The organism is Actinoplanes sp. NPDC051411 (assembly GCF_040682075.1).
GTDB lineage: Bacteria > Actinomycetota > Actinomycetes > Mycobacteriales > Micromonosporaceae > Actinoplanes.
The window spans coordinates 168,993-181,045 of sequence record NZ_JBFBAD010000005.1; the positions used below are offsets into that span (position 1 = coordinate 168,993).

Annotated in this window: 12 protein-coding genes and 1 tRNA gene; 7 read left to right on the top strand and 6 right to left on the bottom strand. The window is 67.7% G+C overall.

Translation table 11 applies throughout. The features are described 5' to 3' along the window. Nucleotides 1-14: 14 nt before the first annotated feature. Both AB0M88_RS04575 and AB0M88_RS04580 read right to left on the bottom strand, forming a co-directional pair. Nucleotides 15-500, bottom strand: coding sequence for a RidA family protein (locus AB0M88_RS04575; RefSeq protein WP_364095271.1), 486 nt, complete (start codon nucleotides 498-500; stop codon nucleotides 15-17). Next, nucleotides 497-652: a DUF4177 domain-containing protein gene (locus AB0M88_RS04580; RefSeq protein WP_364095274.1), complete on the bottom strand. Its 156-nt coding sequence runs from the start codon at nucleotides 650-652 to the stop codon at nucleotides 497-499. Before AB0M88_RS04580 ends, AB0M88_RS04575 begins: the two co-directional genes overlap by 4 nt. Nucleotides 653-772: 120 nt before the next feature. On the opposite strand from AB0M88_RS04580, the gene AB0M88_RS04585 reads away from it, so the two are divergent. From AB0M88_RS04585 to AB0M88_RS04595, 3 genes are read left to right on the top strand one after another with little or no spacing between them, the layout of a single operon-like run. Next, complete coding sequence (locus AB0M88_RS04585; RefSeq protein ID WP_364095277.1) at nucleotides 773-1,693, top strand: hypothetical protein; 921 nt, start codon at nucleotides 773-775, stop codon at nucleotides 1,691-1,693. A gap of 27 nt (nucleotides 1,694-1,720) precedes the next feature. After that, entirely contained in the window at nucleotides 1,721-2,674 is a 954-nt protein-coding gene (locus AB0M88_RS04590) for an ArsA-related P-loop ATPase (RefSeq protein ID WP_364095280.1), read from the top strand. 58 nt (nucleotides 2,675-2,732) lie between these two features. Beyond that, entirely contained in the window at nucleotides 2,733-3,860 is a 1,128-nt protein-coding gene (locus tag AB0M88_RS04595; RefSeq protein WP_364095333.1) for an ArsA family ATPase, read from the top strand. Between the two features lie 8 nt (nucleotides 3,861-3,868). Here the strand turns inward: AB0M88_RS04595 and AB0M88_RS04600 are convergent, their stop codons facing one another. Further along, nucleotides 3,869-4,171 carry a WhiB family transcriptional regulator gene (locus tag AB0M88_RS04600; protein WP_097317528.1) on the bottom strand — a complete coding sequence of 101 codons (303 nt, stop codon included), beginning with the start codon at nucleotides 4,169-4,171 and terminating at the stop codon, nucleotides 3,869-3,871. Between the two features lie 329 nt (nucleotides 4,172-4,500). Between AB0M88_RS04600 and AB0M88_RS04605 the strand changes: the two genes are divergently transcribed. After that, the gene (locus AB0M88_RS04605; protein WP_364095335.1) at nucleotides 4,501-6,948 is read left to right on the top strand and encodes a transglycosylase domain-containing protein; all 2,448 of its coding nucleotides are present in this window, start codon (nucleotides 4,501-4,503) and stop codon (nucleotides 6,946-6,948) included. A gap of 176 nt (nucleotides 6,949-7,124) precedes the next feature. Here the strand turns inward: AB0M88_RS04605 and AB0M88_RS04610 are convergent, their stop codons facing one another. Then, nucleotides 7,125-7,946 (bottom strand): hypothetical protein, encoded by an 822-nt coding sequence (locus AB0M88_RS04610; protein ID WP_364095283.1) that lies wholly within the window; start codon nucleotides 7,944-7,946, stop codon nucleotides 7,125-7,127. 104 nt (nucleotides 7,947-8,050) lie between these two features. Further along, entirely contained in the window at nucleotides 8,051-8,503 is a 453-nt protein-coding gene (locus AB0M88_RS04615; RefSeq protein ID WP_364095286.1) for a GatB/YqeY domain-containing protein, read from the bottom strand. Nucleotides 8,504-8,528: 25 nt separating this feature from the next. On the opposite strand from AB0M88_RS04615, the gene AB0M88_RS04620 reads away from it, so the two are divergent. From AB0M88_RS04620 to AB0M88_RS04630, 3 genes are all read left to right on the top strand, one after another. Continuing rightward, nucleotides 8,529-9,428 carry a metallophosphoesterase gene (locus tag AB0M88_RS04620; protein ID WP_364095288.1) on the top strand — a complete coding sequence of 300 codons (900 nt, stop codon included), beginning with the start codon at nucleotides 8,529-8,531 and terminating at the stop codon, nucleotides 9,426-9,428. A 72-nt stretch (nucleotides 9,429-9,500) separates the two neighbouring features. Beyond that, nucleotides 9,501-9,577: transfer RNA gene (locus AB0M88_RS04625), tRNA-Pro, on the top strand. 790 nt (nucleotides 9,578-10,367) lie between these two features. After that, nucleotides 10,368-10,856, top strand: a complete 489-nt coding sequence (locus tag AB0M88_RS04630; RefSeq protein WP_364095291.1) for a hypothetical protein — start codon at nucleotides 10,368-10,370, stop codon at nucleotides 10,854-10,856. A gap of 213 nt (nucleotides 10,857-11,069) precedes the next feature. On the opposite strand, the gene AB0M88_RS04635 is transcribed toward AB0M88_RS04630, so the two are convergent. Continuing rightward, complete coding sequence (locus AB0M88_RS04635) at nucleotides 11,070-11,654, bottom strand: hypothetical protein (protein ID WP_364095293.1); 585 nt, start codon at nucleotides 11,652-11,654, stop codon at nucleotides 11,070-11,072. Nucleotides 11,655-12,053: the final 399 nt, after the last annotated feature.

Below are 12,053 nucleotides of genomic sequence, written 5' to 3' on the forward strand. Positions count from 1 at the left end.
TTTACCCGTCTCACTCAGGCGATTTCCGCGACGACCTCGACCTCGACCGGGGCGCCCAGCGGCAGCTCGGCCACGCCGACCGCGCTGCGGGCATGCCGGCCGATCTCGCCGAGCACGTCCCCGAACAGGTTGGAAGCACCGTTGACCACGGCCGGCTGCCCGGTGAAGCCCGGCGCGGACGCCACGAACCCGGTCACCTTGACGATCTTGACGATGCGCCCGATGCCGACCAGCGACTCGATCGCGCCGAGAGCGTTCAGCGCGCAGGTGCGGGCCAGGTCGGCGGCCTGCTCCGGGGTGACCTCGGCGCCCACCTTGCCGGTCAGCGCCAGCTTGCCCTCGACCATCGGAAGCTGTCCGGACACGTAGACATAGTTGCCCGACTGCACCGCCGGCACGTACGCCGCCAGCGGCGGCACCACATCCGGCAGGGTCAGCCCCAGCTCGGCCAGCCGCTCGTACGCGTCCGCGGACCCCTCGCCCGCAACCGGCGTCGTCATGCCTTCGGCCGCTTCATATAAGCGATCAACTGCTCCGGGTTGGGCCCCGGCACCACCTGCACGAGCTCCCAGCCGTCCTCGCCCCAGTTGTCGAGGATCTGCTTGGTCGCGTGGACCAGCAGGGGCACGGTCACGTACTCCCACTTCTGCATCGCTCGGTTACTCCCTCTATCAGTCGGCTACCGCGCCAGCTTAGGGCCCCCGCCCGCCCGGTTTGGCCTAGGCTGAGCGGGTCAACCGACCGACTCGCCGACGCCGTCACGGAGGGCTACATGACGCACCCGCAGGGCGGTCAACCGGGCCATCCGGAGCCTGTCCCCGGGCCGTCACCGGAGCCCGAGCCGACGCCGCCGTACCCGCCGCGCGAACCGATCCCGCCCCCCGAGCCGCCGCACACCGGCGCCGATCTCATCGGCGCCGATTTCATCGACGCGCCCCCGGACCAGACCGCCGAGGTCTACCCGCCGCCGGGCTCCTTCCCCGGTGAGACGGCCGAGCAGCCTGTGGTCGCGCCCGATCCGACCCAGGTGATCCCCGCGGTCGGTGAGCCCGGCCGGCACCAGCCGCCGGCCTCGCCCTGGCACGCCCGGCACGAGGCGCCCGGCCAGTGGCAGACCCAGCCGCCCGAGCATCTGGCCTGGCAGCACACCGCGCCCGCCGACACCTCCGGCCCGTCCGAGCCGATCTGGTCGGGCGACCAGCCGCACCCCCAGCCGTGGCCGGCGCCGGCCGCCCGGCCCGCGCCGCGACGCCGGCGCCGGGGCGCGCTCTGGGTCTCGCTCGCCCTCGTCGCCACCCTGCTGCTCTGCGGCGGCGGCGCGGTCTCCGCCTACTTCTTACTCCGCGACGCCGACAACCCGGGCTCGCCCGACCCGGCGACCGCGGTCAACCGTTTCCTCACCGCGGTCTACTCCCAGCAGGACGCCGGCTCGGCCGAGCAGTTCGTGTGCCGCGAGTCACGCGACAAGACGAAGCTCACCGACCGGGTCGACCAGATCAGGACCTACTCCGAGGGCTACACCGACCCGGTCTTCCGCTGGGGCGACCCGGCCGTCTCCGACCAGACCGGCGACCGGGCGAGCGTGGCGGTCGAGCTCACCATGTCGACCAGCGACGAGAAGACGGCGAAGCAGGACCTCCGCTTCACCGTGATTCACAAGACCGGCTGGCTGGTCTGTGAGGTCGCCGGTTAGGGCCGGACGGGCCGTACCTTTGTTGGCATGGGTGAGCGCGTCAACAGGTGGCCGGCACGACTGCACGTGGTGACCGGCAAGGGCGGCACCGGCAAGACCACGGTGGCCGCCGCCCTCGCTCTCGGTCTGGCCGCGGGCGGCAAGCGCACGCTGCTGGTCGAGGTCGAGGGCCGGCAGGGCATCGCCCAGCTGTTCGAGCTTCAGCCGCTCCCCTACAAAGAGCTGCGGATCGCCCAGGTGCCGGGCGGCGGTGAGGTGCGCGCGCTCGCCGTCGACCCCGAAGAGGCCCTGCTCGAGTACCTCGACATGTTCTACAAGCTCGGCGCCGCCGGCCGGGCGCTGCGCAAGGTCGGCGCGATCGACTTCGCCACCACCATCGCGCCCGGGCTGCGCGACGTGCTCCTCACCGGCAAGGTCAAGGAGGCCACGACCCGGTCCCACGACGGCCGGCGGATCTACGACGCCGTCGTGCTCGACGCGCCGCCGACCGGCCGCATCGGCCGCTTCCTCAACGTCACCGCCGAAACCGCGCGGCTGGCCAAGATGGGTCCGATCAAGACGCAGAGCGAGGGCGTGGCGTCGCTGCTGCGCTCGCCGATCACCTCCGTGCACGTGGTCACCCTGCTCGAGGAGATGCCGGTGCAGGAGACGCTGGACGCGATCGGCGAGCTGACCGCACTGCACATCCCGGTCGGCCGGATCATCGTGAACAGCGCCCGCCCCGCCCTGCTGACCGCCGGCAAGGTGACCAAGGCCGAGCTCAGGCGCGGCCTCGCCGAGGCCGGCCTGCCCGGCGACGCCTCGACCGTGAACGGGCTGGCCGCCGAGGCCAAGGCCTACCTGACCCGGCACGAGCTGGAGGAGACGCTGCGCACCGAGCTGGGCGACGCCGCACATCCGGTGGTCGAGCTGCCGCTGCTGCCCGGCGGGGTCGACCGGGCGGGGCTCGACGAGATGGCGTCGATACTCATGCGGGCGTGACCCGTCACAGTCGGCCAGCCTCCGATCAACTACCGATTACCCTGGAGTAGTGGCTGATTTGACCGCGGGACGCCTCGATGTCGACGGTCTGCTCGCAAATCCGGCCACCCGGATCGTGGTGTGCTGCGGTGCGGGCGGCGTCGGCAAGACGACCACGGCTGCGGCGCTCGGCGTCCGGGCGGCCGAGGTGCACGGGCGGCGCACGGTGGTGCTCACCATCGACCCGGCCCGCCGGCTGGCCCAGTCGATGGGGCTCAGCGAGCTCGACAACACCCCCCGCCAGGTCAAGGGCATCGACGGGGAGAACGGCGGCGAGCTGCACGCCATGATGCTCGACATGAAGCGCACCTTCGACGAGGTGGTGCAGCAGCACACCACGCCGCAGCGCGCGGCCGAGATCTTCGCGAACCCCTTCTACCAGGCCATGAGCTCGACGTTCGCGGGCACGCAGGAATACATGGCGATGGAGAAGCTGGGTCAGCTGCGGGCCACCGACGAGTGGGACCTGATCGTGGTCGACACTCCGCCGTCCCGTTCGGCGCTCGACTTCCTGGACGCGCCGGCCCGCCTGTCCCGCTTCCTCGACGGCCGCATGCTCCGGCTGCTGCTGGCGCCCGCCCGGGCCGGCGGCAAGAGCATGTTCAGCCTGGTCACCGCGTCGTTCGGTCTGTTCTCCCGCGCGGTGCAGAAGATGCTCGGCGCCCAGCTGCTGACCGACCTGTCGGGCTTCGTCGCGGCGCTCGACTCGATGTTCGGCGGTTTCCGGCAGCGGGCGGACGACACGTACCGGATCCTGCAGGACCCGCAGACCGCTTTCCTCCTGGTCGCGGCGCCCGAGCGGGACGCCGTACGGGAAGCGGCCTATTTTGCCGAAAGGCTGGTCTCCGAACGCATGCCGCTCGCCGGTCTGGTCCTGAACCGGATGCACCACTCGGACGCCGCCGGGCTCTCCGCCGAGCGGAGTGAGGAGGCCGCCGCCGCCCTGGAGGCGGCGGGTGACCAGCCGATGACCGCTGACGTGCTGCGCGTGCACGCGGCCCTGATCCGGCAGACCGAGCGCGAGAGCGGCGTCGCGGCCACCCTCACCGACGCGTTTCCGCAGGTGCCGTCGGTCGCGGTCACGGCGCAGCCCGCCGACGTCCATGACGTCGACGGGCTGCGGACGATCGGCGCGCTCCTCGCGTGAGCCCCGCCTCAGCGGGTCGGGACGAGCACCTTGTCGGCGCCTTTGTCCTTCATCGCGGCCTCGAACATCTTCCGCCAGCTGGCCACGTGCGGGTGGCGGCGCAGCAGAGCCCGCCTCTCCCGCTCCGTCATGCCTCCCCAGACGCCGAACTCGATCCGGTTGTCCAGGGCATCGGCGAGGCACTCGTAGCGGACCGGGCAGCTGCGGCAGATCCTCTTGGCCACGTTCTGCTCGGCGCCCTGCACGAAGAGCGCGTCAGGGTCGCCACTCTGACACGCCGCCATGCTGGGCCAGTCGCTGATCATCCCCATCTGTTTACGTCCCCCCTTGCTTCCCCCTGACGCCCGCGTGCTCACGACCTTCAAGCAGGTTCTGTCCCCAAGCAGCGCAGACGTCGTGCGATGGCTCGCCGGACCATCATGCTCTGTAGTCGGGCGATTACGCAACGTTGTCCCTCAAATACGTATAGCCCGGGAGTTCTGGGCATAGGCCGCAAAGCCTCGGGTTCAGCTTCGGTGCACTTCGGGAAAAACGGACGCGGCGTTGTCCGGAAGATGCACAATCAATCCGGGGGAAGCTTGACCTTCTCAACGGGCAGTCGCGTGCGCGCTTCGCGTACGCTGCTCCGGTGACCTCCTGGATGCGCAGACGTGATCACAACATTTTCGCCAACGCGAGCTCGTTGTTGATCTGCGGTTTACTAGCCGGCGTCGTCGTCGCCGCGGCTGCTTTCCCCGCCGCGGCGATGTCCGGTCTGGCCGCCAAGGCCGGCGGACAGACCTTCGCCAAGCTGCCCAGTGAGCTCAAGGCCTACAGCTCGCCCCAGATCTCCCGGCTGTACGCGTCCGACGGCAAGACCCAGATCGCGCAGTTCTACGACGAGTTCCGCAGCGACGTCCCGCTCAAGGACATCTCGCCGTTCATGCAGGGCGCGATCGTGGCCGCCGAGGACCGCGAGTTCTACCACCACAACGGTGTCGACCTGAAGGGCGTCGCCCGCGCCTTCGTCAGCAACAACAACGGCAACTCGAAGCAGGGCGCCTCCACGATCACCATGCAGCTGGTCCGGTTGTCGCTGGCCTACTCGGCCACCAACCCGCAGGAGGTCGTGGCCTCGACCGAGGACACCCCCAAGCGCAAGATCACCGAGATGAAGTACGCGCTGCAGATCGAGAAAGAGATCGGCAAGGCCGCGATCCTCGAGCGCTACCTCAACATCGCGCCCTTCGGTAACCAGGCGTACGGCATCTTCGCGGCCAGCCAGGTCTACTTCCACAAGAAGCCCAAGGACCTCACGATCGGCCAGGCCGCGATGCTGGCCGGCATGGTCAAGGCCCCGAGCGGCTTCGACCCGACCACGCCCGTGGGCTACAAGCAGATCAAGGACCGCCGCAACAACTACGTGATCCCGGGCATGGTGCAGATGGGCGCCATCACCCAGGCCCAGGCCGACAAGGCGCTCAAGGAGCCGATCCCGACGAAGGTCACGCCGGTCGGCAACGGCTGCGTCTCGGTCGCCAAGAACAACTGGGGCTTCTTCTGCGACTTCTTCTACCGCTGGTGGATGAGTCAGCCGCAGTTCGGCTCCACCGCGTACGACCGGGAGCGCCGCTTGAAGAGCGGCGGCTACCGCATCGTGACCTCGCTCGACGTGACCGCGCAGGACTCGGCGCGCAAGGAAGTCACCGACGAGATCAAGGACACCGACAAGAACGCGATCCTGATCGCCGGAATCGAACCCGGCACGGGCCGGGTCCGGGCCCTCGCGACCAACCGGAAATACAAGCTCGACGACCCGGCGCATCCGCAGAACAAGACGTCGTCCGACCCGGCCAAGGCCCGCAAGCACCAGAGGGGCTCCTACCCCAACACGACCAACCCGCTGATCACCGGTGGCGGCGACATCGACGGCTACCAGGCCGGTTCGGTGTTCAAGATGTTCACCATGGTGGCCGCCCTCGAACACGGCATACCGCTCAGCCACACGATCAACGCACCGGTCCAGGCCAAGACGCACTACATCGTCGAGCCGAGCAGCCCCTCCGCCTGCCCGGGCACACACTTCTGGTGCCCGCAGAACTCGAGTGCCAGCGAGGCCGGCGTCTACAACATGTGGGGCGCCTTCGGTAAGTCGGTCAACACCTACTTCGTGCCGCTCGAGGAACAGGTCGGCGCGCAGAACGCGGTGGCGGTGGCCAAGCGGTTCGGCATCCAGTTCCGCTCCTCGCAGGACGCGTCGTACGCCAACAACACGCAGTCGGCCAGCCAGTGGGGTGCGTTCACCCTCGGCGTCTCGGCGTCGACCCCGCTCGACATCGCCAACGCCTACGCGACCCTGGCCGGTGACGGCATGTACTGCTCGCCGACGCCGATCTCGCAGATCACCACGCAGGACAACGAGAAGCTCGACATCGGCAAGCCGTCCTGCATCCGGGCGACCAGCACCGACGTGGCCCGCGCGGCCCTCGACGCGGCCCGCTGCCCGGTCGGTGACTCGGCCCAGCTGGGCCACTGCAGCGGCTCGACCGCCAGCAACGTCCACGGCGTGGTCGACCACCCGGTCTTCGGCAAGACCGGCACCACCGACAAGGACAAGACCGCCGCGCTGATCGCCGGCACGACGTCCCTGGTCGTCGCCGGCTACATGGTCAACCCCGACTACCAGAACCACTCCGACCACATGTCCCACCCGATGGTCAACACCGCGGTGATGGACACGCTGCGCGACTACATGAAGGGCAAGCCGAAGGTCCAGTTCAAGGTCCCCGGCGACAAGAAGATCAGCGAAGGCGACCAGCGCTCCATCCCCGACGTGACCTGCCAGTCGATCGACGCCGCCAAGTCCGAGATCGAGGGCGCCGGCTTCGACGCCACCGTCGGCGGCGCCGTCGACTCCACCTGCCCGGCCGGCACAGCCGCCGACACCAACCCGAGCGGCCGCACCGAAAAGGGCGGCGTCGTGGTCATCGAGCCGAGCAAGGGCGGCGGCAAGCCCGCCAGCCCGCCGGGCAACGGCGGCCCGGGCAACGGCAACGGGGGCGGCGGCGGTCCGGGCAACGGGGGCGGTCCCAAAAAGCCAGGACGCTAGCCGACGCGACATGAAAGGGGCGGGACACTTCGGTGTTCCGCCCCCTTTTTTTGCGTGCGCCGGCCGGTGTTCAGTTTTTCTGAACGCGCCCGAATCCTGAACACGTGGCCGGGCTGCCGAGCTCACGCGGCCTCGGTCGGGCAGCCGGCTCTGGCGCTGTGCCTCGTGGCACCGGCTCAGAACATTCGATTGACGGCGTAGCCGAAGAGGAAGCCGAGCAGAGTGCCGGCCACGGCGAGCCTCATGGCCAGCTGGGCGTTTCGTTCACCGCGGCGGCGGGCGGCGGCCGCGAAGAAAATGGCGGCGACGCCGAAGACGATCGGGAACGAAAAGACGGCGATCGCGGCCAGGACGTACGCGGTGATGCTGAAGCCCTGGCCGGACGACTGCTGGGGTGCGTGGGGGTAGGGCGGTTGGCCGTAGGCCTGGGGCGGGTAGGGCTGGCCGCCGGGGTAGGGCTGGCCGCCGGGGTAGGCCTGGCCCGCCGGGTATGGCTGAGCTGGGTGCGGCTGGCCTGGGTAGGGCTGGCCGGGCTGCGGCTGGGCCGGGTAGGGCTGGCCTGAGGGCGGGTGGGGACTGGGCTGGCCTGACGTCGGGGCGTAGGGGCTGGCCTGGTCTGACGTCGGGTAGGGGCTGGGCTGGCCTGAGGCGGGGTAGGGGCTCGGCTGGCCTGACGTCGGGTAGGGGCCGGGCTGGCCTGACGTCGGGGGGTAGGGGCTGGGCTGGTCTGACGTCGGGTAGGGGCTGGGCTGGTCTGACGTCGGGTAGGGGCTGGGCTGGTCTGACGTCGGAGAGCTTGGGGCGGAGTAGGGCTCGGCCGGTGGGGTGTAAGGGGCCAGGGGGTCGGTGCCGGTCAGCGGGGCCGAGGTGGCGAACGGGTCGACCGGGGGTGGGTAGTGGAAGGCCGTCGGGTCGTCGGACGCGTTGGCTGAACGGCCACAGGTGGAGCAGGTGCCGCTTGGCTGGACGGCGGGCGAACCACAGTGTGGGCAGTTCATGAACGCTCCCGGAGGGTGGTGATCTCGGTCGAGACTGCGACGGCGTGGAGAGGTTTACGGACGTCACGCGGTCTAGTGCGCCTGGATCGGCCGATGCCCGTACATCAGGAAAGCTGGCGCCGCACCTCAGCCGCAACCCTTCCACCCTCGGCCCGGCCCGCGATAGCGGCCTGGGCCGCCTTCATCGCCGGACCCATCTGGGCCTTGGCGGTGAAACCGCCCTCACCGAGCGCCGCCGTGACCAGCGCCGTGAGCTCATCGTCGGAGAGCTGGCGAGGCAGATATTGCTCGATCACCTCGCCCTCGGCCCTTTCCCGGGCCGCCTGCTCGGGCCGGTTGTTGTCGGCGAACGCGGTCGACGCCTCGCGACGCTTCTTCGACTCCCTCTTCAGCACGGCGAGGACCTCGTCGTCGGAGAGCTCGCGGGCCTGCTTCCCTGCGACCTCTTCGTTGCGCACGGCGGACAGCGCCATCCGCAACGTCGACGTGGTCAGCTCGTCGCGGCCCTTCATCGCGGTGCGCAGGTCATCGTTCAGGCGGTCCTTCAGCGTTCCCATGGCAGGAGAAACTACTCTTGCCGACATGCGTAAGCGCTCCCTTATCACGCTGACCGCCGGTGTCGCCGCGGCCGGCGCCGCCACGTTGGCCTATGCGTCGCTGATCGAACGGAACCTTTTCACCCTGCGGCGCTTCGAGGTGCCGATTCTCGAGCCGGACGCCGAGCCGCTGCGCATTCTGCACATCTCGGACCTGCACATGATGCCCGACCAGCGGCGCAAGCAGGCCTGGGCGGCCGGGCTGTACGGCACCGACCCCGACCTGGTCATCGTCACCGGCGACAACATGGCCTCCCCGGCCGCCGTCCCCGGCGTGCTGCGAGCCCTGGAACCGTTCCTGTCGTCGGTGCCCGGGGCGTTCGTCTTCGGGTCAAACGACTACAAGGGGCCGGTGTGGCGCAATCCGCTGCGATATGTGCTGCCGTTTGAGAACGAGTACATCCAAGGGGCCGACCTGCCGTTCGAGGAGCTGCGGGCGGCGTTCGTGGAGGCGGGATGGGCCGATCTCAACAACGCGCGGACCGTGCTCAAGGCGGGTGGGCGTTCCCTGGAGCTGGTCGGGGTCGACGACCCGCACGTCGAGCGCGACGACTACGCGTCGGTGGCCGGGCCGGCCTCGGCCGGGGCGGATCTGCACCTCGGGGTGGCGCATTCGCCGGCCTCCCGAGTTCTGGATGCGATGGCGGCGGACGGGTTCGAGCTCCTGCTGGCCGGCCACACCCACGGTGGGCAGGTGTGTGTGCCGGGCTACGGGGCGCTGACGACCAACTGTGACCTGCCGAGGTCGATGGCCAAAGGGCTGCATCGGTGGCCCGGGTCGGACTCGTGGCTGCATGTGTCGGCCGGGTTGGGCACCCACCCGACCGCGCCGATCCGGTTCAGCTGCCGGCCGGAGGCGTCGGTGCTGACGTTGATACCGCGCTGACCTGGGGTTTTGTGTTTGGGGGGATACCGATTTCGCGTGGGCCCGGGCGTCGGATAGTATTTCTGAGCAGCTCGGGGTGTGGCGCAGCTTGGTAGCGCGCTTCGTTCGGGACGAAGAGGCCGTCGGTTCAAATCCGGCCACCCCGACCAAGAGCAGTGCAGGTCAGGCCCGGTCTTCCGCTCAGGGAGGCCGGGCCTGACTGCTTCTCCAGGCCGCTCTGGAGAAATTTCTGGAGACGATCTTGCTGAGAGGCAGCCCGCTGCGCGAGCCGCTCGCGCCCAGAAGGGCCGAGCCGGAGGCTTGCCTTCGCGTCGGCGCCGGCGGTTCCAGCCCGCAGGCAGGAGCGAAACACGAAAAGGCCCCGACCGCTGAAGTGATCGGCAGATCCGGGGCGAAAATCTGACAGGGGAGACCCCATCGGCGGGGCCTCTGGCTTCTCGGAGGGGCGGCCCGTCCTGATGAACTTGACGCCGGCTGCACGATCGAGGCGTGCAGACTCCATTCTGGCTGCCTCTCGTGGTCGCAGCGATCGGTGTCCTCGGAACCATTGGGGGCGGCGTCGCAGGCGTGCTGATAACGTAGCGACGGTCAGACCGAGGAGAAGAGACGGCGTTTCAGCGAGAACGCAAGCCCGTCCATCCAGAAAATGGATGAGTGACTAACTGGGTGACAATCGCAGACGATCGTGACCGACGGCCACGGATGCCCAAGTTATACCCCCGTCGAGGTCAAATTGCGCTGCTGGTTGCCTGGGGGTCAAGGCGTTGATCAGGTAAAGAAGATCCAACTCGACCAATTCGCGAGATCCACGTTGCCGCCTGTTGTTGATCGTTGATCTCGATACCGAGCTAACAAAGATCATCGATCTTGTGACACGCCGAAGATGTGGCACATTCACTTAATGAGATCAATTGATTGGATCTCGTAACGTAGTTCCTCGTGCACTTATTGGCTCAAGCTGCGCCCCCCGCGCACCCCTACACCGGCTGGGAGAATCTCGGCTACGCGCTCCTGCTATCTGGAGCGCTGTTCCTCTACGCCTGCTTCTGGATCGGCTTCCGCATGAAGGCCAAGTGCCTCGTCGTTGGAAGCACGACTAACAGGCCCTGTGACCGCGACGCCAAGGTCGTCCTCGGCTGCTACCAGCACAAGATGCAGAAGCCGGTCGCCTGGATCAGGCACCTCGGGGCGGCGAGTTGGCTGGACCCCTGGCTCTATCGGCTCCACAAGGTCCCGTACTCGTTCACGCCGATGCCCATGCCGGTCATACCGGCCACGTTGGGCGGCACACTGCTGGCCGTGAACCCCACTTCCGCGACGTCGGTGCGCGCCGGGATGTCGACCGAGCTGAAGGTGGCCAGTTGGTCGCTGTTCTTCGGAATCATCCAGGCCTTGTCTGGCATCATCTCGCTTGTGATCGCCACGTAGGTTCACCGCTTGCCTGAGCCTCCGACCAATTGATTACTAACTGAGTGACAACCGCGTGCCACAGCGCTGGACGTCTGTGACGGTCCCGGAGTGTTTCACCTGGCCAAGGCAACTATTGGCCCTGGCCAGGCACTCATGACCGTTCTTTGATGGCACGGAAGCGTCGGACGTGCCCGCTTAGCGTGCTTTGAGACGCAGGTTGAAGCTGCTTCGCTACGCCGCGACAATACCGCCCGCGCGGAGATCATCCCGGCCCTGACTGATCAACTCGGTCACCGAGTCCTTGATGGCTTCGTTGGTCATCTCATTCACGATCATGCCGAGGCATGGGCAGGCGGTCGGCGGTAGCAGTTGAACCATGCAGAGAAAGATTCCAAAGGCCTGTAGGCCACGGGCTATCGCTTCAAGTTTCGCATCCCACGGAAGTGGCAGTTTCTTTGCGATCTGGGCTGTTACCTGACGGGCAAACCGGGGTGTGCCTGATGGCAGAAGGCTGGCCACGCCTTTTCCTGTGAGCTCGTGGGCCTTGTCTTTGAGGTCCAGTATGGCCTTGGCGGCATCGGCGATCTCTTGGCAGTTGCTGGCGCGTCGCCGTCTGTGACCCAACTTCTTCGTCGCGTTGTTACCGAGGTAGTCAGTGACAAGGTCGCTAAGCGCACCATCTAAGCCGTCCGTCAGGACGTTCGACAGCACTTCGGAACGATCAATGGACGCATGATGATCGACATCGCCGCCAGCCTGATCACTGCCAGCGGCATAGAGCGCCCGGCGATGGTCGGCGCAGTGGTCGTAGTTCACCAGCCAACGCCCGCAACTACCGCCGATGGTCCTGTTCGGGGCCCCGCAATAATGCCCCATGTAGCCAAGCTATTACTCAGCGTAACTCAAGAGTGTCCATGATTTGACTGCTCGGCTATTGAAATTCAAGATGGTGAATACAAGGTGAAGCCAGCGGCCGAGCCCTCAAACACGCCTCCCTCGCCTGCGTGATCTCGAGCTATCCGCTGGTCAGAGCGCTCGAATCAGCTTGTGCAGAGCCTCGACCGGATAGTCGGGTGCTATGGCCTTGCGGATGCGAAGTGTTTCCTCCCATTGCACGGCCGGTCACGTCCACCGAAGTGGTGTATGACCTGGTCTTTTAGGTCAACGAGAGGCGGCCATCGCAGATCCTTCGGATTGTCTGAAGATCACGAAGGA